Annotated in this window: 22 protein-coding genes and 1 pseudogene; 5 read left to right on the top strand and 18 right to left on the bottom strand. The window is 52.5% G+C overall.

The window, feature by feature from the left end; all coding sequences use genetic code 11:
* Positions 1–6: 6 nt before the first annotated feature.
* From dnaJ to hrcA, 4 genes are all read right to left on the bottom strand, one after another.
* Positions 7–1,113 carry a molecular chaperone DnaJ gene (dnaJ, locus tag KNP77_RS03490; RefSeq protein ID WP_131439963.1) on the bottom strand — a complete coding sequence of 369 codons (1,107 nt, stop codon included), beginning with the start codon at positions 1,111–1,113 and terminating at the stop codon, positions 7–9.
* A gap of 109 nt (positions 1,114–1,222) precedes the next feature.
* Positions 1,223–3,046 carry a molecular chaperone DnaK gene (gene dnaK, locus KNP77_RS03485; RefSeq protein WP_071397788.1) on the bottom strand — a complete coding sequence of 608 codons (1,824 nt, stop codon included), beginning with the start codon at positions 3,044–3,046 and terminating at the stop codon, positions 1,223–1,225.
* 29 nt (positions 3,047–3,075) lie between these two features.
* Positions 3,076–3,651 (bottom strand): nucleotide exchange factor GrpE, encoded by a 576-nt coding sequence (grpE, locus tag KNP77_RS03480; RefSeq protein ID WP_214888545.1) that lies wholly within the window; start codon positions 3,649–3,651, stop codon positions 3,076–3,078.
* A 17-nt stretch (positions 3,652–3,668) separates the two neighbouring features.
* Positions 3,669–4,691: a heat-inducible transcriptional repressor HrcA gene (gene hrcA / locus KNP77_RS03475; protein ID WP_070326978.1), complete on the bottom strand. Its 1,023-nt coding sequence runs from the start codon at positions 4,689–4,691 to the stop codon at positions 3,669–3,671.
* A 192-nt stretch (positions 4,692–4,883) separates the two neighbouring features.
* On the opposite strand from hrcA, the gene KNP77_RS03470 reads away from it, so the two are divergent.
* The gene (locus tag KNP77_RS03470) at positions 4,884–5,489 is read left to right on the top strand and encodes a DUF1054 domain-containing protein (RefSeq protein ID WP_214888542.1); all 606 of its coding nucleotides are present in this window, start codon (positions 4,884–4,886) and stop codon (positions 5,487–5,489) included.
* A gap of 37 nt (positions 5,490–5,526) precedes the next feature.
* Here KNP77_RS03470 and hemW read toward each other — a convergent pair whose 3' ends face one another.
* From hemW to lepA, 5 genes and pseudogenes are all read right to left on the bottom strand, one after another.
* Positions 5,527–6,681, bottom strand: a complete 1,155-nt coding sequence (hemW, locus tag KNP77_RS03465) for a radical SAM family heme chaperone HemW (protein ID WP_070326976.1) — start codon at positions 6,679–6,681, stop codon at positions 5,527–5,529.
* 66 nt (positions 6,682–6,747) lie between these two features.
* Entirely contained in the window at positions 6,748–7,932 is a 1,185-nt protein-coding gene (locus KNP77_RS03460; protein ID WP_214888540.1) for a DUF1015 domain-containing protein, read from the bottom strand.
* Positions 7,933–7,944: 12 nt separating this feature from the next.
* Positions 7,945–9,107 (bottom strand): annotated as a pseudogene (locus KNP77_RS16200) (phosphoglycerate dehydrogenase).
* Positions 9,085–10,161 carry a 3-phosphoserine/phosphohydroxythreonine transaminase gene (serC, locus tag KNP77_RS03450; protein ID WP_214888537.1) on the bottom strand — a complete coding sequence of 359 codons (1,077 nt, stop codon included), beginning with the start codon at positions 10,159–10,161 and terminating at the stop codon, positions 9,085–9,087. The pseudogene KNP77_RS16200 and the gene serC overlap by 23 nt, the downstream one beginning before the upstream one ends.
* A 107-nt stretch (positions 10,162–10,268) precedes the next feature.
* Complete coding sequence (gene lepA / locus KNP77_RS03445; RefSeq protein WP_214888534.1) at positions 10,269–12,092, bottom strand: translation elongation factor 4; 1,824 nt, start codon at positions 12,090–12,092, stop codon at positions 10,269–10,271.
* Between the two features lie 219 nt (positions 12,093–12,311).
* Here lepA and rpsT point away from each other — a divergent pair, with 219 nt between their 5' ends.
* Positions 12,312–12,572 carry a 30S ribosomal protein S20 gene (gene rpsT / locus KNP77_RS03440; protein ID WP_034778152.1) on the top strand — a complete coding sequence of 87 codons (261 nt, stop codon included), beginning with the start codon at positions 12,312–12,314 and terminating at the stop codon, positions 12,570–12,572.
* Positions 12,573–12,602: 30 nt separating this feature from the next.
* On the opposite strand, the gene KNP77_RS03435 is transcribed toward rpsT, so the two are convergent.
* Together KNP77_RS03435 and holA are read right to left on the bottom strand one after the other, a co-directional pair.
* On the bottom strand, positions 12,603–13,034 hold the full coding sequence (locus KNP77_RS03435; protein ID WP_214888523.1) for a GNAT family N-acetyltransferase: 432 nt from the start codon (positions 13,032–13,034) through the stop codon (positions 12,603–12,605).
* A gap of 9 nt (positions 13,035–13,043) precedes the next feature.
* Entirely contained in the window at positions 13,044–14,054 is a 1,011-nt protein-coding gene (holA, locus tag KNP77_RS03430) for a DNA polymerase III subunit delta (RefSeq protein ID WP_233589589.1), read from the bottom strand.
* Positions 14,055–14,144: 90 nt separating this feature from the next.
* Between holA and KNP77_RS03425 the strand changes: the two genes are divergently transcribed.
* A complete protein-coding gene (locus KNP77_RS03425) occupies positions 14,145–14,309 on the top strand; it encodes a YqzM family protein (protein WP_016508105.1) in 165 nt (54 codons plus the stop codon).
* Positions 14,310–14,362: 53 nt separating this feature from the next.
* On the opposite strand, the gene KNP77_RS03420 is transcribed toward KNP77_RS03425, so the two are convergent.
* The 7 genes from KNP77_RS03420 to KNP77_RS03390 all read right to left on the bottom strand — a co-directional run bounded on the left by KNP77_RS03420 (position 14,363) and on the right by KNP77_RS03390 (position 22,440).
* Entirely contained in the window at positions 14,363–16,495 is a 2,133-nt protein-coding gene (locus tag KNP77_RS03420; protein WP_214888520.1) for a DNA internalization-related competence protein ComEC/Rec2, read from the bottom strand.
* A 1-nt stretch (position 16,496) separates the two neighbouring features.
* Positions 16,497–17,048: a helix-hairpin-helix domain-containing protein gene (locus tag KNP77_RS03415; RefSeq protein ID WP_070326967.1), complete on the bottom strand. Its 552-nt coding sequence runs from the start codon at positions 17,046–17,048 to the stop codon at positions 16,497–16,499.
* A 180-nt stretch (positions 17,049–17,228) separates the two neighbouring features.
* Positions 17,229–18,869 (bottom strand): methyl-accepting chemotaxis protein, encoded by a 1,641-nt coding sequence (locus tag KNP77_RS03410; protein WP_214888506.1) that lies wholly within the window; start codon positions 18,867–18,869, stop codon positions 17,229–17,231.
* The gene (locus tag KNP77_RS03405; RefSeq protein WP_214888502.1) at positions 18,866–19,837 is read right to left on the bottom strand and encodes a BMP family lipoprotein; all 972 of its coding nucleotides are present in this window, start codon (positions 19,835–19,837) and stop codon (positions 18,866–18,868) included. The genes KNP77_RS03410 and KNP77_RS03405 overlap by 4 nt, the downstream gene beginning before the upstream one ends.
* Before the next feature lie 156 nt (positions 19,838–19,993).
* Positions 19,994–21,514: a flotillin lipid rafts scaffold protein FloT gene (locus KNP77_RS03400; RefSeq protein WP_070326964.1), complete on the bottom strand. Its 1,521-nt coding sequence runs from the start codon at positions 21,512–21,514 to the stop codon at positions 19,994–19,996.
* Positions 21,515–21,517: 3 nt separating this feature from the next.
* Positions 21,518–22,039, bottom strand: coding sequence for an NfeD family membrane protein (locus KNP77_RS03395; protein ID WP_083273931.1), 522 nt, complete (start codon positions 22,037–22,039; stop codon positions 21,518–21,520).
* Complete coding sequence (locus tag KNP77_RS03390) at positions 22,039–22,440, bottom strand: hypothetical protein (protein WP_070326962.1); 402 nt, start codon at positions 22,438–22,440, stop codon at positions 22,039–22,041. Before KNP77_RS03390 ends, KNP77_RS03395 begins: the two co-directional genes overlap by 1 nt.
* A gap of 123 nt (positions 22,441–22,563) precedes the next feature.
* On the opposite strand from KNP77_RS03390, the gene rnhC reads away from it, so the two are divergent.
* Entirely contained in the window at positions 22,564–23,475 is a 912-nt protein-coding gene (gene rnhC, locus KNP77_RS03385; RefSeq protein ID WP_214888488.1) for a ribonuclease HIII, read from the top strand.
* A gap of 72 nt (positions 23,476–23,547) precedes the next feature.
* On the top strand, positions 23,548–24,360 hold the full coding sequence (locus KNP77_RS03380; protein WP_071397801.1) for an alpha/beta fold hydrolase: 813 nt from the start codon (positions 23,548–23,550) through the stop codon (positions 24,358–24,360).
* The last annotated feature ends 226 nt before the right edge of the window (positions 24,361–24,586 follow it).

The raw sequence follows: 24,586 nt of genomic DNA, 5'->3' as shown, positions 1-24,586 counted from the left end.
CTCCTTTTACTGGCTAAAAAACTTTTTCATCTTTTGGAAGAGGCCGTGCTGTTCTTCCACGCCCGCTTCTCCGCTGATCTCTTCAAACTCGCGGAGCAATTCTTTTTGACGATCTGTCATGTTCGTCGGTGTCATGATGACGATATTGACGTACTGGTCGCCGTTGCCGCCGCCGCGAACGCTCGGCATCCCTTTTCCACGCAAACGGAATTTCGATCCGGTCTGTGTTCCGGCTGGCACTTTCAAGCTGACCTTGCCGTGCACGGTCGGGACTTCGAGTTCGGCGCCGAGTGCTGCTTGCGCGAACGTGACCGGCATCTCCATCGAGATGTGCTGGTCGACACGCTCGAAGATTTCGTGCGCCCGAACGCGGACGACGATGTAAAGATCGCCGGCCGGGCCACCGTTAGCGCCAGGACCACCTTTGCCGGACATGCGGATCTGTTGGCCGTTATCGATACCGGCAGGAATTTTGACTTCGACTTGCTGTGTCTTCTTGACGTGACCAGAGCCATGGCACGTCGTACATTTCTCTTTGATCGTCTTGCCTGTTCCATGACATTGGCTACACGTCCGCTGATTGACCATGCGACCGAGCACCGTGTTCTGTTCGACCGTTTCGACACCGCTACCGCCACAACGGCCGCACGTCTCTGGTTTCGTCCCCGGCTTGGCACCGCTACCCATACACGTGTCACATTCGACTTCGATCTCAAGGTCGATCGTTTCCGTCTTACCGGTCACGCTCTCCATGAAGTCGAGGTCGACGACGTATTGATAATCTTCTCCGCGTCGCGGTGCGTTCGGGTCTTGACGACGTCCGCCGCCGCCGAAGAACATGTCGAAGATGTCGCCGAATCCGCCTTGGAAGTCACCGCCGCCTCCGAACTGGCTCGCTCCTTCAAATCCGAAGCGGTCATATTGAGCCCGTTTCTGCTCGTCTGACAGCACTTCATACGCCTCACCGAGCTCTTTAAATTTATCGGCCGCATCCGGCTCTTGGTTGATGTCTGGATGATATTCCCGTGCCAATTTGCGATAGGCCCGTTTGATGTCTTGCGCCGAGGCCGATTTGTCTAGGCCAAGCACTTCATAATAATCTCGTTTCGCCACGTTACTCTCTCCTCTTTACTGTTTCAAGTTCGATTTTACCGATTCTACCTTAACATGGAAAGAGCCAAAGCAGAAACCTGCTTTGGCGCCATCCAATCTATCGGTTGCCTTATTTACGATCGTCGAGATCTTCAAACTCCGCGTCGACGACGTTATCGTCTTTCGCTTCTGTTTGTGTCTCAGCGCCTTCAGCACCTTGCTGTTCAGCCATGTTCGCATATACTTTTTGCGTCAATTCTTGTACGACTTCAGATAGCTCATCTTTCGCCGTACGGATTGCTTCGAGGTCTGTACCTTCAAGTGCTGATTTTGCTTTTTCTTTCGCTGCTTCGGCTTTGTCTTTATCCGTTGCGTCGACTTTATCTCCAAGGTCTTTGATCGCCTTGTCCGTCGCGAAGACGAGTTGGTCCGTTTCGTTACGGAGCTCTGCTTCTTCTTTACGCTGTTTGTCTGCTTCCGCGTTTGCTTCCGCTTCTTTCACCATGCGCTCGATTTCAGCCTCGTCGATACCTGAAGACGACTGGATCGTGATCGACTGCTCTTTGTTCGTACCGAGGTCTTTCGCCGATACGTGAACGATTCCGTTCGCATCGATGTCAAACTTGACTTCGACTTGCGGGACACCGCGTGGTGCCGGCGGGATGTCCGTCAACTGGAAACGACCGAGCGTCTTGTTGTCAGGCGCCATCGGGCGTTCACCTTGCAAGACGTGGATGTCAACGGCTGGCTGGTTGTCTGCCGCTGTCGAGAAGACTTGTGATTTCGATGTCGGAATCGTCGTGTTGCGATCGATCAACTTCGTCATCACGCCACCCATCGTCTCGATACCGAGCGAAAGCGGAGTCACGTCGAGAAGGACGACGTCTTTCACGTCACCGGCAAGGACACCGCCTTGGATCGCTGCGCCGAGGGCAACGACTTCGTCCGGGTTAACGCCTTTGAACGGCTCTTTCTTCGTGAAATCGTGAATCGCTTTTTGGACCGCAGGGATACGTGTCGAACCACCGACGAGAATGATCTTGTCGAGATCAGACGGCGTGAGGCCTGAGTCTTTCAACGCGCGGCGAGTTGGTTCCATCGTGCGCTCGACGAGGTCTGCTGTCAATTCATCGAATTTCGCACGTGTGAGTGTTGTTTCAAGGTGAAGCGGGCCAGCTGCTCCTGCTGTGATGAACGGGAGGCTGATGTGCGCGCTTGTCACGCCTGAAAGGTCTTTCTTCGCTTTCTCGGCCGCATCTTTCAAGCGTTGGAGCGCCATCTTGTCTTGCGCGAGGTCGATACCGTTCTCTTTTTTGAATTCAGACACGAGGTAATCGATGACTTTTTGGTCAAAGTCGTCTCCACCGAGTCGGTTGTCCCCTGCTGTCGCGACAACTTCAAACACGCCGTCTCCGAGCTCGAGAATCGAGACGTCGAACGTACCGCCACCGAGGTCATAGATCAAGATCGTGTGATCTTCACCTTTGTCGAGGCCGTAAGCGAGCGCCGCTGCTGTCGGCTCGTTGATGATCCGTTTGACATCGAGACCGGCAATTTTCCCGGCGTCTTTCGTCGCTTGACGCTCAGCGTCGTTAAAGTAGGCAGGAACTGTGATGACCGCTTCAGTTACGGACTCACCAAGGTAGTCTTCTGCATCTTTTTTAAGTTTTTGCAAAATGATGGCCGAAATTTCTTGTGGCGTGAATTTCTTACCGTCGACTTCGACCGTATGTGACGTTCCCATATGACGCTTGATCGATTGGATCGTGTTCGGGTTCGTGATCGCTTGACGCTTCGCGACTTCACCGACTTGACGCTCTTCCCCTTTGAATGCGACGACAGACGGTGTCGTACGGTTCCCTTCTGCGTTTGAGATGACGACCGCTTCGCCACCTTCCATAACTGCTACACAAGAGTTCGTTGTTCCTAAGTCAATTCCGATAATTTTAGCCATTGTCTATTCCTCCATCTAGTTAAGTAATTTTATTCCGAAACTTTTACCATGCTTGGACGAATGACGCGTCCGTGCAACGTGTACCCTTTTTGAAGCTCCATCGTTACAATCCCAGACTCGAACTCATCACTCGGTTCTTGCATGACCGCTTGATGATAATTCGGGTCGAACGGCTGACCGACTGCTTCGATCACTTCAACGTTCTCGGCGTTTAACACGTCGAGCAATTGACGGTGGATCATGTCGACACCCGCTTGAATCTGTTTAGCGTCATCCGATGACGCTTCGACTTGAAGCGCACGCTCAAAGTTATCGATGAGCGGAATCAGTTTCTCGATGACGGCTTGCGAAGCGAACTTGACGCGTTTCGCGTTCTCTTCGTTCGTTCGGCGACGGAAGTTGTCAAAATCAGCACGAATCCGAAGCTCGCTCGCTTTGAGCGCTTCGATTTCTTGTTGCAAATCTGGTCCCTCAGAACTTTCTTCCACTATTCCAGCATTTGAAACCTCGTCAGCGTCCGCAGTCTCTGACTGCAACGCGTCGAAATCTTTCTCTTCGAGCACTTCTTCTTCTTGGTCTGGCCCGTTTTGATTTTCAGTAGTCATATTGAGGCTCCTTTCGTTCACTCTTCTAGTTTCGTTCGCCTTAACGCTTCAATGATTTGTCCCATCATCCGCACCCCGTGCCGATAATCCATCCGGGTCGGACCGATCATCGCAATCGTCCCGAACGTCTTGCCGTCGAGCGTATAGTCCGAGGTGATGACGCTACAATTTTGAAGCGCAAGGATCCCATTCTCGCTCCCAATGCTCACATAAATCTCGCGATTTGGCAACGATTCGAGCCAGTCGGTCAACCGTTCTTGCTCGTCGATCCACTCTAGGAACGGACGTAACGTATCGAGCGTTTGAAACTCGGGTTGGTTGAAGATGTTTTTCTTCCCACCAAGATACAGCGAGGTCGGATGATGTACCCCGACGGTCGCTTGAATGAGTTGCATCATCGACTCATATTGTTGTTGATGAGCGAGGCGAAGGTTTGACACTTCTTCTCCGATACGGAACTTCAGTTGACCGAGCGGAGTTCCTTTTAGACGATCGTTTAAAAATCGGATTGTTTGTTCGACCATATCCGGCGCCATCGGCGATTCGAACACGACCGTTCGATGTTCGACGTGCCCTTGATCCGTTACGATCAAGACGACACCGCGCCGTTCATCGAGCGGCATCAAATCGATTCGTGCCAGCCGGTTCATCTGACTGCTCGGACCGAGCGCTACCGTCGTATAATTGGTCAAATCAGAGAGTAGGTCAGCGGCTTGACGAATGAGGACTTCTGACTCTTGGGCGGACGCTCGCAAGCGTTCCCCGAGCCGATATGTTTCCCGCTCGTCGATGAGTTTCGTCTCGACAAGGTGATCGACGTAATAACGATACCCGACTTCAGACGGGATTCGTCCTGCTGAAGTGTGCGGTTTTTCGATCAAGCCCATGTCTTCTAAATCCGCCATGTCGTTTCGGATCGTCGCCGAACTGAACGACAAGTCATCCCGTTTCGAAAGCGTCCGTGAACCGACGGGCTGGGCTGTCTGAATGTAATCATCAATGATTGCTCGTAAAATGAGCAATTGTCTCTCTGTCAGCACAACATCACTCCTCTCTGAAGGATTGGCCTCACTTTTATTAGCACTCATATTTACTGAGTGCTAATCACACTTCAAATATTATCATGTTCTCCTTATTTGTCAATTCAAATGCATCATTTTTTCCATCGATTGAAAGTCATTCGAAATGCATCTTCCGCGCACTTTCGGTATGATACGAATTGAGGTGATCATATGTTTACAACTAAACAATTTAACGTGTTTACGCAAGACGGGCTCGACGCCCGCATGTCAGGTATTCGCGCGGACATTCAACCGCTGTTCCATCGCATCTATGACGAGGTCGGTCCGCAGCTTGAAGCCGACGTCGGCATCCCGCTCTATCTCCACGTCGCCAAGCACGCCCGCCGGACGGTCAATCCGCCGAAAGATACGTGGATGGCGATCTGTCACGATAAACGTGGCTATAAGAAACATCCGCATTTCCAAGTCGGTCTGTTCGACGACCGTGTCTTCGTCTGGCTTGCCTTCATCTATGAGATGCCGAACAAAGAAGCAATCGGCAAACGACTCATGACAATCGACTTTAAACATAAATTTCCCGACTTCCATCTTGCCGGCGATCATATGAAAAAAGAGGCGTTCTTGATCGAAGAGACGTACTCTGCGTCAATCGATGCTATCGTCGAGCGCTTCGCGACCGTCAAAAAAGCCGACTTCTTGATCGGTCGTCAACTTTCGGCCGATGCCTCGATCCTCCAAAACGAAGCGGCGTTCCTCGCCCTTGTCGAGGACACGTTCGGACGGCTCATGCCGATCTACCGCGAGCTCGTTCTCTAACTAAAACAGGCGAATCCGACATCGGATTCGCCTGTTTTTACGTTGTCACATCATTTAATCGTGCCTCACCAATGAATGCCGCGAACGCCTCGTTGGCGAGCGGGAGTCCCGACTCGGTCAACCGGACGTGCGTGTCCGTCGTTTCAATCAACTGTTTCGCTTTCAGTTCGGACAAGACGTGCCCGAACACCGACTCCATCGAGACACCGTACTTCGTTTCGAACGTCTCAAACGACACACCGCTGCGCATCCGGAGTCCGAGAAACAACTCTTCTTCCATCCGCTCGAACGTCTCGAGTGTCGTCGTACTTCGAACCGGTAAACCTTCCGCCTTGATATAGTGCGGGATCGGCGCGACGTTCGCCCGGCGCTCGCCGTTCAAGTAACTGTGAGCCCCGGCTCCGAAGCCGTAATACTCCTCGTTCCGCCAATACACTTGGTTGTGACGGCTCTCCCGTCCCTCGACACTGTAGTTCGAGATCTCGTACTGCTTGAGCCCACGGCGTTCGAGCGTCTCCATGACTTTCAAGTACATGGCGACTTCGATGTCCTCACCCGGCAGACGAAGCTTGCCTTTGCGGTCTTGGATCGCGAAGACGGTGTGCGGTTCGAGGATCAAGGAATAGGACGAGACGTGTTGGATCGGCAGTTTGAACGCCAAGTCGAGATCCCGTTCGATCTGTTCGAGCGTCTGCTCCGGTAGTCCGAACATGAGGTCGATCGAGATGTTGTCGAACCGTTTCGCCGCCTCCGTTACCGTCGCGAACACGTCATCCGCCCGATGCGTCCGCCCGATCCGTTCAAGCCCGCCGTCGTCGAACGTCTGGACGCCGAAACTGACGCGGTTGACACCGCCTCGTTTCATCGTATCGAGCTTTTCGGCGCTCACAAAGTTCGGATTCGCCTCGACCGAGTATTCTATATTCTTTGTAGCGAGCGGGAGCAAGTGCCGCTCGACCATGTCCATGAGACGTTTCATCTGCACCTCATCGAGCGCGGTCGGCGTTCCTCCGCCGATAAAGATCGTCTCGATCTCATCTGTAGGATATTGTTCAAGCGATAGGACGATCTCTCGTTCTAACGCATCTAAATAGTCATCAACCGGTTGGTTCTTTAAGAACACCTTGTTGAAATCGCAGTAATAACAAATATGTTCACAAAATGGAATGTGAAGATATACGGCTTTAGCCATGGCGGCCACCCCTTTCTTCTCCTTCCATTTATAACGCTTTTTACGTCTTCACGCCACTGTCTGCATTCAATCGAAACGATGGATGAACAATCCGCTCTTCAGTTTCGGGTCGAACCAAGTCGATTTCGGTGGCATCTGTCCGGATTCATCGGCGACCTGCATCAACTCTCCCATCGCCGTGGCGTGACATGTCAACACGACGACATCCGGTCGCTCGGCCAACCGTTCCAGTTGTAAGGCGGCGTCTGAGCCGCCGACGAAGTCAATCCGTTTATCGGTCCGGACATCGTCCACTCCGAAGTACGGTTCGAGAATATCCCGTTGTAGCGTGGCAACGTCGAGAGCCGCGGTCGACTGTCGTTTCGTCAACTCATACTGTTTGCCGCGGTAAGACAATCCGAACGAACCGCGCGCTTGCGGAACAACGAGGCCGTCAGTCGACACCACTTCGTACGAGAACGAAATCCCGTCCAATAAAGCCGCGACTTCTTCAGGCGTAACATCGGTCAACAGGCGATGGTACGGCAAGATCGTCAACTCGTCGCTCGGAAAGAGCACACCTAAAAAGTGATCGCGCTCTAGTTTCGATTCACCTTCAGGCAGTTCTAGCGCCGCGACGACAGCCGCCGCTTTGGCCCGATGATGCCCGTCGGCGATATAGATGGACGGGATCGTCGCCCCGATCATAATGATACGCGCCTGGTCTTTCGGTGGCACCGCATAGCCTTCGTGCAAGACACCTTGACTGTCCGTGAAGGAAAATAGAGGTCGTTCGTTCGTGGCGGCTTCAAGGATACGCCGTAACGCCTCGTCCGGCTCATGGCTCAGTAAAATCGGTCCGGTGTGCGCTTTCGTCGCCGCCACATGTTCGACCCGTTCCCGCTCTTTCACTTCTCGTGTATGTTCATGGATCTTGATGCGGCCCGCCTCATAATCCGCGACCGAAAACGTCGCCACGAGACCGGTTTGGCGCCGCCCTTGATTCGTCAGCCGATACACGTAAAAGCCGTTTGCCTGTTCCGTCAGTTCAGTCGCGTACAACCGTTCCAACTCGGTCCTCGCACGTCGTCCCCACGCTTCGAGTGACAGGTCAGCGGCAAACAGTTCCGGCTTATCGACCGAGAGAAATGAGTTCGGACGTCGCTCGACGTCTCCTCGTGCCTGTTCGACGTTCACGACGTCGTACGGGTCGGCCGCCACAGCTTCAGGATGGGCCGGCATATACGGTTTAAACGGTTTAAATATGACCATATTGATCCCTCCTTAAAATTCACGGACGCGCATGACGCCCTCGATGTCGTACAAAGCATGCACGGACAGTTCTTCTTGTTTATGGTTATCGATGTCGATCATCGTGTAGGCTACATCGTTCCGGCTGCGATTCACCATGTTATCGATGTTGATCCCGTTCTCGGCGAGCCGGCTCGCAATTTGACCGACCATGTTCGGGACGTTCAAGTGCAGCACCGCCAAGCGTCGCTTGCCGACGTAAGGGAGTTCAGTGTCCGGGAAGTTAGCGGAATTCCGGATGTTTCCGGTCTCTAAATACAGTTTCAGCGTATCGACGGCTTGAATCGCGCAATTCACTTCGGATTCTCGTGTCGAAGCCCCAAGATGCGGAAAAGCGACGACTTGAGGATGGCCGAGTAACGCCTGTTGCGGGAAGTCTGTAATGTACGTCGCCACTTTATCTTGTAACGCCTCAATCAAATCAGCATCGTTCACGAGCTCGCCACGGGCGAAGTTCAATAACGTCACCCCAGGCTTCATCCGTTTGAACCAACTAGCGTCGATCAAGTTGCGTGTGTCGTCCGTCAGCGGCATATGGATCGAGAGCAAATCGACGTCTCTGAGCAAATCGTCCAAGTGCTTGGCTCGTTTTACTTGCTTTGATACGTTCCACGCTCATCGACCGATAAATGCGGGTCGTACCCGACGACGTCGACACCGAGCTGAAGCAGGTCGTTCGCGAGCGACGCCCCGATCGCGCCGAGGCCGACGATGCCGACCTTCTTGCCTCGTAATTCAGAGCCGACGAAACGACGCTTCTCGTCTTCCATCGCCCGCTCAAGTAACGCTTGGCTCGGGAACGTTTGCTCGTTCACCCAACGCGCGCCTTCAAGGATCGGCCGGACCGATAAAAGCATGCTCGCGAGTACGAGTTCTTTGACCGCGTTCGCGTTCGCCCCTGGTGTATGGAACACGACGACGCCTTGACGCGCCAAGCGCTCAAGCGGGATGTTGTTCACCCCAGCCCCGGCCCGGGCGATCGCGAGCAAGTACGGGGGAATCTCGGCGTCGTGAACGTCGTGGCTCCGAATGACCCAGGCATCGGCCTGCTCCACTGCGTTGACGGCGTATTCTCTCGGCTCAAAACGCTCTAGCCCGGCTGATGCGATTTGATTATATGTTTTGATGTGAAACATCGTATCCCTCCTGTTCAAATGCTTGCATCACTTCGACTAGACGAACGACTCCTTCGAGCGGCATCGCGTTGTAAAGACTGGCTCGCAGCCCTCCGACCGAGCGGTGGCCACCAAGTTCGATCAATCCACGTTCCTCGGCAAACTGTTGAAACGCTCGATCCGTCTCGTCCCGTCCCGTCGTGAACGGAATATTCGTCAATGAACGGATATCTCCCGTGACGAGCGACCGGAACAACGTTGAGCCGTCTAAATAAGCATACAATCGCGCGCTCTTCTCACGGTTTCGCCGTTCCATCTCGGCGACGCCACCCGTCCGTTCGACCCAGGCGAGAACCCGTTCGGCGACATACATGCTAAACGTCGCCGGTGTGTTCAAAACGGTGTCGGTGTGACGGGCGTAGTTCAAATAACTCGGCAAATCTCGGTCGACAATCAAGTCGCGACGAATGATGACGACGCTTAACCCGGCCGGTCCGATATTTTTTTGGGCGCCTGCGTACAGCAGACCGTAGCGGCTCACGTCGATCGATTCTGCCAAAATATTGGAGGACACGTCCGCGACGAGCGGGATGCCTGTATCCGGAAGCATCGTATAACGTGTCCCTTCGATTGTATTGTTCAGCGTCAAATGGAGATAATCGGCGGTCTCGCCATCCCCTTCATAGTCAGGCAGTTCCCGATAGTTCGAACTCGCCGAACTGCCGACGACGGCGACGTCCCCATAGTGGCGGGCATCAGCGATCGCTTTTTTCGACCACGTGCCGCTGTCGAGATAAGCGAAACGCCCTGTCGTACGCAAGTTCATCGGAATCATCGAGAACTGGAGCGTCGCCCCGCCTTGCAGCCAAAGGACGGCGTAATCGTCTGAGATGTCCATCAATCTCCGCAGCCTCGCTTCGAGCGCTTCGGTAATCGCAATGAAGCGCTCCGAACGGTGGCTCATCTCGACGATCGAGACACCCGTTTTTTGATAAGACAGAAACTCGTCTTGCACTTCTTGTAGTACCGATTTTGGCAAAGCGCTCGGCCCTGCTGAAAAATTATAGACGGTCACCGCTACTCCTCCTCTATTTTTCTGTAAGTGGGTACTATTCCGTACCGGACGTCACGAATCCTGCCAAATGAAAAAAATCGCCCTTATCCATGGATAAGGGCGACCACTCATTCTTCGTCCATCGACAAGACGGACATGAACGCTTCTTGCGGCACTTCGACGGATCCAACCATCTTCATGCGTTTTTTACCTTCTTTTTGTTTCTCGAGAAGTTTACGTTTCCGCGAGATGTCGCCGCCGTAACATTTGGCAAGGACGTTTTTACGTAACGCCTTGATCGTCGACCGGGCGACAATTTTCGTGCTGACCGCTGCTTGGATCGGCACTTCGAACTGCATCCGTGGGATGAGCGCCTTTAACTTTTCAACGATGACTTTCCCACGTTCGTAGGCGAAGTCGCGGTGAACGATAAAGCTGAGCGCATCGACGAGCTCGTTGTTGAGGAGAATATCCATCTTGACGAGGCGTGACGGACGATACCCGATCAAATCATAGTCCAGCGAGGCATAGCCTTTCGTACTTGATTTCAATTGATCAAAGAAGTCGTAGACGATTTCACTGAGCGGAATATCGTACGTGATTTTAACACGGGTCGTATCGATGTACTCCATATCGATAAAACTGCCACGTTTCTTCTGACAAAGTTCCATGATCGAGCCGACGTAATCGTTCGGTGTCATGATCGCCGCTTTGACGTATGGCTCTTCGATCAATTCAATTTTTTGTTGCTCAGGCATCTTCGACGGGTTATCGACGTGGATGACGTCTCCTGACGTCGTCGTAACGTGATAGATAACCGACGGTGCCGTCGTGATCAAGTCAATTCCAAACTCGCGCTCGATCCGCTCTTGAATGATTTCCATATGAAGCATGCCGAGGAATCCGCTACGGAAACCAAATCCGAGCGCTTGTGACGTCTCGGGCTCGAACTCGAGTGCCGCATCAGATAACTGGAGCCGCTCAAGCGCTTCACGCAAATCGTTATACTTGGCCGCATCAATCGGATAAAGACCGCAGTATACCATCGGGTTCATCTTACGGTAACCAGGAAGTTGCTCGGTCGATGGGTTTTTAGCGAGCGTGATCGTATCACCGACACGAACGTCGCCAACCGTTTTAATCGATGCCGAGAGCGTACCAACGTCTCCGACATTCAACTCTTTCACAGATAACGGTTTAGGTGTCGAGACACCAAGATCCGTCACTTCGAACGATTTACCGGTCGACATCATTTGAACTTTATCCCCGACTTTGACCGAACCGTTGACGACTCGGATCGAGGCGACGACGCCACGATACGCATCGTAATACGAGTCGAAGATCAAAGCCTGAAGCGGTGCTGACGGATCTCCCGTCGGCGGCGGCACAAGCTCTACGATTTGTTCAAGAATTTCTTCAATCCCGATTCCTGCCTTGGCAGAAGCCGGCACCGCATCACTGGCGTCCAGTCCGATCACGTCCTCAATCTCTTGACGGACGCGTTCGACGTCAGCCGACGGTAAGTCGATCTTGTTGATGACCGGGATGATCTCGAGGTCGTTGTCGAGTGCGAGGTAGACGTTTGCGAGCGTCTGTGCCTCGATCCCTTGGGCGGCATCAACGACGAGGACCGCACCTTCACACGCTGCGAGTGAGCGCGAGACTTCATACGTGAAGTCGACGTGTCCAGGCGTGTCGATCAAATGAAGGATGTACTCAACTCCATCTTTTGCGGTATAGTTCAATTTAACAGCGTTCAATTTGATCGTGATGCCACGTTCCCGTTCGAGATCCATCGCGTCAAGTGTCTGTTCTTTCATTTCACGCGCCGTAAGCGCACCAGTTCTCTCGAGAATCCGGTCAGCTAGCGTCGACTTGCCATGATCGATGTGGGCGATGATGGAAAAGTTGCGAATCTTCTTCTGACGGTTCTCTAATTCTTGTTTATTCATATATGGGTTCACCTATCCTTCTCATGCATACCGTGTCATTATATCAAAATCCTAAGTTAATGTGTACGACCTACTACAACAATACCACATATAGTTTTCAGAATAATCATCAAGTGGTTGCTTTTCGAATAACCGTTTGCTACAATTGTGCTTGTTCTGTTGAATGATTACTTGAAGTAATGAGAACATACACTTTCTTGTTTCAGGAGGTGAAATAACATGGCAAATATCAAATCAGCAATCAAACGTGCAAAAACTTCTGAAAAACGTCGCGTCGCTAACTCGCAAGAGAAAGCAGCAATGCGTACAGCAGTAAAACGTGTCGATACTCTCGTCGTCGAAGGAAACAAAGAAGCAGCTCAAGAAGCTTTCGTCCTCGCTACGAAGAAAATCGACAAAGCTGCAGCAAAAGGTCTCATCCACCAAAACAAAGCAGGTCGTGACAAATCACGTCTCGCAGCTCGTATCGCAGCTCTCTAATTAGAGAACAAACGAAACAGCCGCCTCCGTTCAGGAGCCGGCTGTTTTTTTGTATAGCATGACGTAATGTGTCCCGATGCCTTCAATTTCGAACGGATCCCCGACGATGACGAGGCCGTTGCGTTCGTAAAACCGGACCGCGACCTCGCGGGCGTTACACCACCAAGAAGCGTTCAATTCACGATGGACCGCCTGTAAGAAACGAGATCCGATACCTGTCCCGGCGACGGCCGGATCGGTGGCCATGCCGCGCAGTTGAAACGAAACTCGTTCGCCAGACAGCTCCCGGTCTTGTCGCATCACCGTCGCAATCGATAAGATGCGCCCGTTTTCAGCCCAGGCGTAGTGACGGGTCGACTCGGCGTCATCCCCGTCAAAATAACACGTCGAAACGGCTAAACCTGGACGCAGTACTTCATGCCGGAGCGGGATCACTTCTTCAAGCAACACTTGTTGCAACATACAACCACCTCACAGTAATGTTAATTGACAGACGAGCGTGTCAAACACGATCTGTTTGTCGCCCCGTCCTGTCTTCATCGCTTCGTCCGCATCGGCGATGAGCGTGAGCGCCTTGGCGAGCTGCGCCTCTGAAAAGTTACGGCTCGCTTGCGTCGCCAGTTTCACCGTATAAGGGTGGGCGCCAATTTTTGAGGCGATTTGCTTCTCGCCGTACCCTTTCTCGGTCAACTGCTTGGCGAGGTACATATTTCGATATTGACGAGCGAGCAACGCCAAGAGACCGATCAGTTCTTGGCCTTGTTTTTCTAAATCACGGACGAGGCGCAACGCCAAATCGGCCCGTCGGCCCACCAAATACTCGGACAGTTGGAATACGTTGTCCTCTAGCGTCCGAGGCACGAGATCGTTGACGATTTCAAGCGGGATGTTGGCTCCGTCGCCGGCATAGAGCTGGAGCTTCTCCAGTTCCCGGACGAGCTTGCCCCAGTCGTCTTGACAAAGGAATAGCAAGCGTTCGACCGTCGTACGCTCCATCGACTGCCTGCGCCGGTTCAGCTCGTCATTGACGTAGCGCATGAGCTCGCTTTGGCTCGGCTTCTTCGCCTCGAGGACGATGGCTCGCTCTTTCAAGCGCTTGACGACTTTCTTCCGCTCATCGAGTTTTTCCGCTTCAACGATGAAGACGAGCACCGAGTAAGGCGCCGGCTGCAACACGTACTCGGTCAACCGCTCGAGATTTTGCTTTTGTTTTTCTTTGGCGCCGGTTAAAAATTGGGCCTGTTTGACGATGACGGTGCGGTAGTCGCTAAAGAACGGTACCGTTTCAGCTTCGTCTAACGCCGTATCGAGTGACGTTTCATGTAAATCGAGCTGCATGACGTCAAATTTGTCGCCAGACGGACTGGCCGCCTTGACGATTTCTCGTTCCCACGTCTCGAGTAAGTACTTCTCTGTCCCGTACAGGACGTATACGTTCGACAACTTGCCGTTGTGCAACCACGGTTCATTCAAACCACACACCACTTTCACAATTTATTCTTATCTAAACATAGATTATCCTTCTTTGATTCGCTATACTTAGAACGGAACCATTTTAAGGAGGGACTCACTATGCATATTAACTCGGTTCGCCCGCAAAGCGAAAACCCGTTTGAGAACGACGTGCAGTGCAAACGTAACGATGCCATCGATTCAGCAATCGGCTTCATCGTCCCGTTCGGCTTTTTCTTCACGATTTTCGCAATCGGTGTTCTTATCAAATTTTTAAGTCTTTAAGTCGTAAAGCGATTGCCCCGGGGGAGGAATCGCTTTTTAGTTTATCATAGTTTTCATGGCCTGACTGCCCCTCTCACGCTCCCCTGACACCGTCCCCGCTCACAGACGACCATCCCGTCCTCATCCGTCCGCAGCAACCGCCTTCCCTGAATACGGGCGAGCGTGTCTGGATGAGGATGACCGTATCGATTGTTGGCGCCGACGCTGACGACCACAAACTCTGGATCGATGCGAGCGATCAAGTCAGCACCGGAAGACGTTTCGGCCCCGTGATGGCCTAGTTTGAACACATCGACGTCGACAGTCGGGATCAACCGCTCGTTCGCCTCCGGTAAGTCACCCGTCAATAAATAGGACAAGTCTCCGACTTTCATAAAAACCGACACTGAATTCGCATTCTCGTCCTCACCCGCATCAACCGGTGTGACGACCCACATCCATGGATAAGGCCGCTCTCCTGCTTCTAACAACCGCACGTTCACGTCATACGGTTCGAGCTCGTCGACTAACGCCCGCCGCTTCGTTTCATCGACCACTTCCGCCGCGATCCATACTTCCTCGACCGGAATCAGATCAAGCACGCCCGTCAGCCCACCGATATGGTCATGGTCGGCATGCGTCAGCAAAATGAAATCAAGTCGGGTCTCGCCTCGTTTCCATATGTAAGGGACGACGACATCGGCACCCGGGTCGAACGTCGACCGTTTCTGCTCGTCCGGATGTTGAAACACGCCGCCGACATCGATGACACCGGTGATGCCGGCTTGCTCGACGACGATGGCGTCCCCTTGCCCGACGTCTAAAAACGTCACCCGCGGCTCCTCCGACCATTCTAACCAGACGTGCAGCGCAAGCAGCGAAGCTGAAGCAATGACCCATCCGACCGCTCGTCTCTTATCTAATAGAATCAATCCAATCCCGAGCAACATGAACAAATAGACCGCATGCCAAAATGTGATGTCGTGCAACGGGACCCACGGACGATACGTATGATGCATCTGAAACATCCCGTTCAAACCGTCGAGAATCGGATAGAGCGTCGGTTCGAACTGCGGCATCACATAAGTGACGAGTGCAAGCGGAAGGATCGCCCAGGAAATCAACAATCCGGCAATCACGTTGTACACCGGAGCAAAGATTGAGATGATCGGCTGGATTTGCCATAAAAAAATTAAACCGAACCATTGGGCATAAAGCGCTACGCTGAACAGATTTGTCCACATCGACCGTGTCAAAAGCAAAAACAAGGTCATACCGACTGTCAATTGAAACCCGAGATTCCATAGCAAGTACGGTTGAACGGCTAACAAGGCTGCCGCACACCAACTGAGCATACGAACCGGGTCGCGAATCGTCTGACCGAATAGCGACAAGACGAGCACGACATCAGCGACAAGCACGGCTCGTGCCACCGGCGGCGAAAAACCGGTCAGCCAACCGAATGCGGTCACGCAGACGATGACGAGACCAAGTTTCGTCTCCCGATGAAGCGGCAACGGACGAAACACCCATCTGAGCGCAAACACGAGCAAGGCGATGTGGGACCCGGAAATGACGAGCAAATGAAGCAGACCCGTCACGCGATAGGAGAACGATGTCTCCTCGTCGAGCAGACGGCTCTCGCCAAACAGTAACGCCTCCATGTAAAGCGCCACGTCCGGACGGTGCGACGCTTCGATCCGTTCGAGCTGACGTTCTTTCCAGCGCAGCATGCGCCCATTTAATCCGTCACTCGGTCGACACCGCTCGACATGGACATCCTTCCCTTTAAAAGACAATCCAGCCCCGTGCGCCCATTTCGCCTCGTCAAAACCTCCTGTATTTCGAAGCGGTGAAAAAGGGACTGGTTCGAACGTGACGAGACACGTCTCACCCGGCCGCCCGAGCTCGACGTCGCGCCCGATCAAGACCCCAGACATCCCGTTCGATTCACCATAGAGTCGAACCGATTGACCGTTGTCGCGTCGGCTCTCGATCGCAAAGACTGAGTCCCCGGCTTCATGTACCGCCGGGTCAGAACTTTGTAACAGGACTAGGAAAACGAGTGAGATCGCACCGACATGTGTGTAGATCGTTTGCCGACGCCACGTCAGGAACAAGGCTAGCCCGAACAAGAGCACGACACCAAAAGCCCCGGACTTCCAAGCAATGAATAGACCAATCGGGATCAATGGATAGATCGGCATATCACGGGACCAACAAATAGCCTTCCATGCTCTCGAGCGTTTTCTCACCGAACCCTTTGACGTTCCCGAGCTCGTCGTACGATTTAAATGGACCGTTTTCTTTCAAATAGTTCAAAATAGCGTCCGCTTTGGCCGGACCGATCCCGGGGACGGTCATCAACTCTTCTTTCGTCGCACTGTTGACGTGAATGCCGTTCGTCGTATCGGTTTCCGGGACTGCAACGGCCTCTCCTTGTTTCGGTACCGTGATTTTCGTGCCGTCTACGAGCAATTGGGCTAAATTCAGCTGTTCAGGGTCAGCTTCGTCCGTCAACACGGCGAGAGACAAGACGTCCCCGACTCTAGCCCCTTGCGGCATCGTATACGTGTCGGGCGCTTCGACCGCTCCCGTGACGTAGACGACAACTTCTGTCACCGGGCCCGCCTCTGCTTCCTCCACCGTCGTAAACTCCTCGACCATCGTCGTTTCCGGCTCTTTCGAATAAAACATATAGCCGACACCGACGAACAAGATGACGAGCAACGCGACGACATACCGTTTCCACTTCTCCATATCGTTCCCCCCACATAAACGAATGTCTCTTCATTAGTATGCGAGAAATAGCCGGCTCACGCTCAAGTCCTAGTTGCTAGATGCGGTCGCAATGCTTGACCGTTCACCCACGGATCGATGGCGTATCGGAACGCAAAAAAGAGACAAGCCGAAACTTGTCTCTTTGCTCTTCAACTTGTCTCATTGCTCTTCAAAATGTTGAACTTGGCTCGCCAGTGAGGCGGCTTGTCCTTCTAGCTCTTGCATCAAGGCAAAGATTTGATCAAAGCTTGCCTGTTGCTCTTTCATCGAGGCGGCGACTTCTTCGTTACCGGCTGCTAATTCTTCGGTCACACCACTCACTTCTTCGACGCGTTTCAACACGTTCGTGACTTCACGGCTCGAAGCGACCATTTCTTGTTCGATCGTGCCCACGAACGAGGCCACGTGATCGGTCCGATCATGGATGCGTGTGAACGCTTGCTTCGTCAGTCCGAATGCTTGAAGTTGCGCCGTTTGCTCGTGGCTCGACTCTTCGACCATGTCTGTCAAATTGCCGACCTCGTCTCGAATCGTTTGGACGACCCCGAAGATCGAACGCGTCGCCACATTACTCTCCTCAGCCAATTTCTTCACTTCACTTGCGACGACAGCAAAACCTCGCCCGGCCTCACCGGCTCGTGCGGCTTCAATCGCGGCGTTCAAGGCAAGTAAATTCGTCTGGGCGGCAACGTCTTCGACAAGTTTTGCCATCTTCTCGATTTCTTCTGTTTTTCTCGCGAACTGGTCCATCCGTTCGACGAGCGATTGATTCCGCTCGCTCGAGCGCCGTAGAATATGTTCTTGATCCGTCAACGTCTCGATTCCGGCCGCCACTTCGCGCGTCATCTCGGTCGTCTCTTCGGTCGTTTGTTTCGTCTGGTTCAAGCTCGTCTCGAACGATGTCGCCATGATCCCGACCGACTCGAGCGTCTCTTGAAGTTCAGTCGCGATCGATTGGGCCCCGTTCGCCATCTCATCGACCGCGTTCGTGATGTTTGACGTCGTACTCGCGACTGCTTCATTTTCAGCGGCGGCCGTCTCTGTCATCTCATTCACTTTGACCGACGTGACCCGGATCGAGCCGATCACGGTTTGAAGCGACGCCGTCATATCTCGCATGGCGCGTTCTAGTCGGCCGATCTCATCGCGTCGCGTTGAATCCGGCAACGTGATCAAGTGCCCGGCCGCGATCGCCTCGGCTGCTTTCACGTTCCGTTCGAGCGGAAGTGTGATCGAGCGGGCGAAGAAGAAGTTGTACAGGCTTAACACCGTGACGACGAACACCGTCAACAAAATTGAGACGAGGAACAGGCGCTTCGTCTCGTCGGCCGCTTCTTTTTGCAACGCCTCGTAAAACGTTCCGTTTTTTAACAACAACGTGTTCACGTCGTTCAAGACCCCTTCTAGTTTCGCCGCTTGAATCCGGGCAGCAATGCCGCCTGCTTGAGCCGTTTCAATATTTGCTCCAATGCGCTCATATTTGGCTGTGGCTCGGTCAAGGTGAGTTGAAAACTCATCGATCAAATAGGTTTGATTCATCTCTTGGAACGTCTCCGTGTTCGTGGCACGAATCCGCTCGAGCTGCGTTGTCGATTGACTCATCTGTTCACCGAGCGACGTCCAAAGGGATTGTTCTTGCAAAAGTGACGTCTCGAGTTGAGATAACTCGATCATCTGGGTTCCGTATTGCTCATTGTACGTCTGCAACCGGTTCAACGTCGTCAATACATAACTCATCATCAAGACGATGAGTAAGACCGTGAATACGGTCGAGAAGATAAAGCGTTTGCGTAAAGTCATTGTAACGTCCCCTCCAGCAACCGTTTCTGAACCGCTTCAAACTGCTCTGTCTCTTCATCGGTCCATTGCACACGGCGCAGCGCTGCTAGCCCGATACCGCCCTCTTCGATTCCGAGTTCGATATGGTCGTTGATTGCTTCTGTTTGAAGACTGTCCGCGATCTTGACGATGGCCAAGTCGACTTGCTTTAACATCGACGTGATGACCGCATCGGGTGCGATCATCGATTGATCGCTGTCGACGCCGATCGCCTTGATCCCGTTTCTTTCAGCCGTCTCGAGTACACCGACACCGGTCAGACCGGCCGCAGCGTAAAGCACGTCGGCCCCTGCGGCAATCTGTTTTTCCGCCAATTTCCGTCCAATCTCAGGCGAGGCGAAATCATTCGCGTAGTCGACGATCATTTCAACGTCCTTGTTCACGCTTTTCGCCCCTAACTCGAACCCGGTTCCAAATTTCTGGATCAACTCGTTGTCGACTCCTCCGATGAATCCGATTTTATCGGACTCGGTTTCAAGTCCCGCGACCGCACCGGCCAACGCGCTGCCTTCTGTCTCTTCGAACGTGACCGAGATGACGTTTGGTAACGTCGATACCGCGTCGACTAAGGCAAATTGTTGATCTGGGTGCTTTGAAGCCACCGTTTCTAGATCGGTTTGACTCGCGAAACCGAGACCGACGACCACATCGTGTCCACCTTCGACCAATTGCTCAAATCCTGCTTTGTATGTTTCAGTCTCGTCCAATTCTCGATAATCGACGAACCAATCTCCCGTCTCTCGTAACTGCCCCATGCCACGCATCGCAGCGTCACTGAACGATTGGTCCCCGAGACCAACGTCAGACAGGACGACACCCATCGATTGGCGAGGTTCGACCGTCTGTTCGGGCTGATCGATGACAGACTGACACCCGGATAGCCAAACGATACAAGTCGTCAATGCGCCGATTATAATTGTTTTGTTCATAACATGTACTTCCTCTCTCTAATGGTCTGACATCTCATGTATCGTCTGATTTACACCGGGTTTGAAGTCAAACCTTTTAAAACTTAGGGCAATAATTTGAACGACGTCACGACAAACAAGGCTGCAGACGATTGCCTGCAGCCTTGTTGATTCAACTTATTCTTCTGACGCCGCGACGGTCGTTTCCGTCAACTTCCGTTCAGCAGTCGGTGAGGTCGGCACATTGCCTTTTCCGGCAAAATTATCAAGCAAGTCTTTCATATCGATGCCAGACGACGCTTTGAGCGTCTGCTGCAGTGAAGCCATCAAATCAGTCGCGTAACCCGTGACTTTCCCGGCTCCCCCGTCTTTACCACTACCCGTATCGACGACCGTGATTTGGTCGATGTTACCGAGCGGTGCCGCAATTTGCTTCGCGTAGTCAGGAAGCATCTTGACGACCATGTCGAGAATGGCGGCTTGACCGTACTGTTCGAACGCCTCGGCGATCTTTTGTTTCGCTTCGGCTTCGGCGAGACCAGTAAGACGAATAATATCAGCCTCTGCTTCCCCTTTCGCCCGTTCAGCATCGGCTTCGGCGACACCAGCGAGACGGACGCGTTCGGCATCGGCTTTCGCCTCGGCCTCGATGCGGTACTTCCCGGCATCTGCTGCGGCGATTTGACGCGCTTTATCAGCTTCCGCAGCCTGTTCAATCGCATAGCGGTCGGCGTCGGCTTTTTTCTTCACTTCTGAATCATATTGCTTTTCACGACGCATGATTTCTTTCTCTTCGAGCTCGATTTGCTTTTGACGCTCGATGATTTGAACTTGCATCTGTTGCTCTGTGACTTCTTGTTTGGCCTTGGCTTCTTCAAGCTCGTACGATTGGTCAGCCCGTGCTTTAGCGACATCTTGCTCGCGGCGGTAGTCGGCGATGCGGAGTTGGTTCTCTTTTTCCGCTTCTGCGATTTCAGAGTTTCGTTCAAGCTCCGCTTTCCTCGCGTCCTTCATCGCTTCCGCTTGTTTGATGCGCGTTTCTTTATCCGCTTCAGCCGTGGCGATGTCGGCGTCACGTTTTACTTGGGCGATCCGTGGCTTCCCGAGCGACTCGAGGTATCCGTTCTTATCCCGTACGTCTTTAATCGTGAACGAGACGATGACGAGGCCCATCTTCGCTAAATCTTGCGAGGCGACACGTTGCACTTCTTGCGAGAACTTGTCGCGGTTTTTATAAATCTCTTCGACTGTCATCGAACCGAGGATTGAACGAAGGTGACCCTCGAGCACTTCTTTCGCCTCGTTCTCACGCTCGATTTTCGGTTTGCCGAGGAATTGTTCGGCCGCTGTCGCAATCTCACTGATCGAGCCACCGATTTTAATGATGGCCGTCCCGTCAGCCATGACCGGGACTCCTTGCTCGGTATATACTTCAGGCGTCGTTACTTCGAGCTTGCTCGAGAGCAAACTGAGCGGTTCCGCTTGTTGGAATACTGGCAAGACGAACGCCCCGCCGCCGCGAATGATTTTGACGCGGTTACCGGAAGCGTCACTGTGGACGTTCTTTTTACCTAAGTAGCTCCCGGTGACGATGAGCGCCTCATCCGGTCCGACTGTACGATATTTCAAGACAAACACGAAGATCAAGGCGAGCAAAATCACCCCGACGATAATACTGACTAAAATGGTTGTGTCCATACATTATTGCTCCTTTCGAATAGTGGGTTCGTCATATTCCATGACGACCGCGATATTTCGTTGTACTTCGATGATGACGACTCGACGATCACTCGGAATCGCTTTCCCGTCAATACTTTGTGCCGTCTTCAAAATCGAACCGACGACCGACTCGACGAGCACTTCACCGTAACCGCCTTCCGGGACGGGGACGGTCAATCGCCCGACCAATCCGACGAGCGACTCATCAGTCATACCAATCGACTCTTCCGCATTTGACAGCGGTAGGAGGACGAACAAGTATAGTAACGTCGTGAGCGCGAATGAGCCGGCGAGCGCCACCGCGAGACCGATCATCGGCGACACATGGGCGAGCGCGTTCAAGATTAACCCGATCCCTGCCCCGAGCGCCAGGAAAGAGAGGATGACGGCCGGATTGAACCAGCCTTCGAAGAAATCGAACGCGTCCGAGAACAGCATGTATAAAAATGTACCGAGACCGGCAATGATGAGTACCCACCAGTACAGTTGATCTAACGATTCCATTACCATCCCTCCTCGGTGCGGCGCTGTTGTTCATATGCGAGCACACGTCGCAAATGTTCGACTTCAAGTGCGAGCGCCTGTTCAATCGTATCCCATTCCGATAACGGCCGGGTCGGATACTGTACCGCCTTCCGCACGCGACCAAGCGTTCGTTCAAGGTTTAACCGATCATACCGGTCAACCTCTTCGAGCCGTTCCTGACGCAGTAGTTTTAAATAGTGATCGACTTCGCCCTGTAACGTAATAATCTGCTCTGTCGCCGCCTCCGACGACTCTTGCATCAGCAGGCGACGCACCCTGACTTGATGGGCAACCAGTTTGGCGATCCTGGCCTCGAGCTCGAGAATATGTTTATAGAGGAACTCTGCCTCATCTTGGTCCGTGTCATCGCGCCACCACATCTCCGTCTCACCTCACTTCTTTTCTACTCACTCATTCATACGTATCAATTGAATCATTGGTTTCAAAATGCGCGAAAAAAATGTAAGATAAATTTGCGAACGTTAAGAAAGGAAGTGCTCACTTTGGGCAATCAAGTCATCAAACTATCGACCGCGGCTCAAGAACAATTAATCCAGAGCTATCGCGCTCACGCGGTCAATCCGCCACCACACGCTCGCTTCAGTGCCAAGATGCCCCACTGTGTGATCACCGTGTACAATTCGGGAAAAGTCATGTTTCAAGGTCGGGCTGCGAATGAAGAGGCGGCCAAATGGGGAGATTCCATCAAAAAGGAAACGTCCGTTCCAAAACATACGTTACCGGCCGGTTTTTCCGATTGGTCCGTCATCGGGAGCGATGAAGTCGGGAAAGGCGATTATTTCGGTCCGCTCGTCGTCGCCGCCGCCTACGTCCCGAAGGAAAAGATTGCCCTCGTCAAAGAACTCGGCGTCAAAGATTCTAAATTGCTTACCGATAAAGATATTTTACGCATCGCTAAAGATTTGCACGTCACGATTCCCTACCAGAAAGCGACGCTGCACAACCCGACGTACAACAAAATGCAACGGACGATGACGCAAGGGAAGATGACCGCGATCGCCCACAACGCGGCGTTGTCGGCGCTCTTGAAAAAGTTAGACGAGACGCCAGAAGCGATTCTAATCGACCAGTTCGCCGAAAAAGCCGTCTACTACAGACATTTGAGTTCTGAGACCGATATCGTCAAAGACGATGTCTACTTCTCGACGAAAGCGGAAGGCCTCCACGTCGCCGTCGCCGCCGCCTCGATCCTCGCCCGCGCTTTTTTCTTGAAAGAGATGGACAAATTGAGCGCGACGCTCGGTGCCACGTTACCGAAAGGGGCCGGAGCGAAAGTCGATCAAGTGGCCGCTACCTTGATCCTTCGCTACGGTCAGGAACGTTTGAACGATATCGCTAAAGTTCACTTCGCGAACACGAAAAAAGCAATGCGTTTATGCGAGCAGAAACGATAGTTCTCACTTCAAAGATATGTTATATTTGTTTTATGGTTCAATGAACTTAAAAACTTTTGGGGGATAGCGTTCATGTTGCATTATAAAACGTACACATTAAGCGACGACCATCCTTGGGTCATCTTCATACATGGCGCAGGCGGGAGTCTATCTCACTGGTATCGTCAAATTCGTCCATTTCGAAAGAAATATAACGTCTTGCTGCTCGACCTCCGCGGTCATGGCGGCTCATATAACGAAGAACAATCTTTGAATCAACCACTCAACGCCTACACACTCGATGTCGTCGTCGAAGACGTCGTCGAAGTGATGAACCATTTAAATATTGAAAAAGGTCATATGGTCGGGCTATCGCTCGGGACGATCGTCATCCAAGCGATGTTCGAGCATCACCCCGACCGCATCGCTTCTGTCGTCTTAGGTGGTGCGATCGTCAAGTTCAATGTCCGCTCGACCTTGCTCATCCGGCTCGGCAGCCTCATGCAAAGTTTCGTGCCTTACATGTGGCTGTATCAACTATTCGCTTGGATCTTGTTGCCGAAGAAACGGCATAAAAAATCGCGGATGATGTTCGTGCGCGACGCGGCCAATTTGTGCCAACGCGAGTTCATCCGTTGGTTCAAGATGACGGAAAACATGAATCCGCTGCTGCGTCACTTCACTTCAATCCAAACATCCGTCCCCATCCTCTACATTATGGGCGACGAGGATTACATGTTCCTTGAGGCCGTCGAACGAACGGCGAAGCATCAACCGACGGCACACGTCCAAGTCGTCCACGATTCGGGGCATGTCGTCAACGTCGATCAACCCGATACGTTCAATTCCATTTCAATGGACTTCATCGATCAACAAGTCGGTTTACTGGCAGCCAGTACGTCTTAAGTCTATACCGTTAAACAGAGACTCACTTCCTTAAACGGAAGCGGGTCTCTGTTTTTGTCTGTGGAAAAAATATTTTTCAGAAAGTTTTCAGAAAATATTGATTATTGAAAAATATCGTGTTACTCTTAGAAAAATCTTGAACAGAGGAGCTGGCGACGATGCGTACACCATTACATAACGGCCTACTGATTATTATTCGACTGAGGGACTGAAAAATCGACTCGCT

Origin of the sequence: Exiguobacterium sp. s142, assembly GCF_018618455.1 — a bacterium.
Classification (GTDB): domain Bacteria; phylum Bacillota; class Bacilli; order Exiguobacteriales; family Exiguobacteriaceae; genus Exiguobacterium; species Exiguobacterium aurantiacum_A.
This window is presented reverse-complemented; position numbering and strand designations above follow the sequence as displayed.

Coding starts and splice junctions, on each gene's coding strand:
- KNP77_RS03425 (WP_016508105.1), top strand. CDS start 14,145: ATGCATATTAACTCGGTTCGCCCGCAAAGCGAAAACCCGTTTGAGAAC.
- KNP77_RS03470 (WP_214888542.1), top strand. CDS start 4,884: ATGTTTACAACTAAACAATTTAACGTGTTTACGCAAGACGGGCTCGAC.
- hemW (WP_070326976.1), bottom strand. CDS start 6,681: ATGGCTAAAGCCGTATATCTTCACATTCCATTTTGTGAACATATTTGT.
- KNP77_RS03405 (WP_214888502.1), bottom strand. CDS start 19,837: ATGAACAAAACAATTATAATCGGCGCATTGACGACTTGTATCGTTTGG.
- KNP77_RS03460 (WP_214888540.1), bottom strand. CDS start 7,932: ATGGTCATATTTAAACCGTTTAAACCGTATATGCCGGCCCATCCTGAA.
- lepA (WP_214888534.1), bottom strand. CDS start 12,092: ATGAATAAACAAGAATTAGAGAACCGTCAGAAGAAGATTCGCAACTTT.
- KNP77_RS03415 (WP_070326967.1), bottom strand. CDS start 17,048: ATGGAGAAGTGGAAACGGTATGTCGTCGCGTTGCTCGTCATCTTGTTC.
- dnaK (WP_071397788.1), bottom strand. CDS start 3,046: ATGGCTAAAATTATCGGAATTGACTTAGGAACAACGAACTCTTGTGTA.
- grpE (WP_214888545.1), bottom strand. CDS start 3,651: ATGACTACTGAAAATCAAAACGGGCCAGACCAAGAAGAAGAAGTGCTC.
- KNP77_RS03400 (WP_070326964.1), bottom strand. CDS start 21,514: ATGGACACAACCATTTTAGTCAGTATTATCGTCGGGGTGATTTTGCTC.
- KNP77_RS03395 (WP_083273931.1), bottom strand. CDS start 22,039: ATGGAATCGTTAGATCAACTGTACTGGTGGGTACTCATCATTGCCGGT.
- KNP77_RS03390 (WP_070326962.1), bottom strand. CDS start 22,440: ATGTGGTGGCGCGATGACACGGACCAAGATGAGGCAGAGTTCCTCTAT.
- KNP77_RS03420 (WP_214888520.1), bottom strand. CDS start 16,495: ATGCCGATCTATCCATTGATCCCGATTGGTCTATTCATTGCTTGGAAG.
- KNP77_RS03435 (WP_214888523.1), bottom strand. CDS start 13,034: ATGTTGCAACAAGTGTTGCTTGAAGAAGTGATCCCGCTCCGGCATGAA.
- KNP77_RS03410 (WP_214888506.1), bottom strand. CDS start 18,869: ATGACTTTACGCAAACGCTTTATCTTCTCGACCGTATTCACGGTCTTA.
- rpsT (WP_034778152.1), top strand. CDS start 12,312: ATGGCAAATATCAAATCAGCAATCAAACGTGCAAAAACTTCTGAAAAA.
- KNP77_RS03380 (WP_071397801.1), top strand. CDS start 23,548: ATGTTGCATTATAAAACGTACACATTAAGCGACGACCATCCTTGGGTC.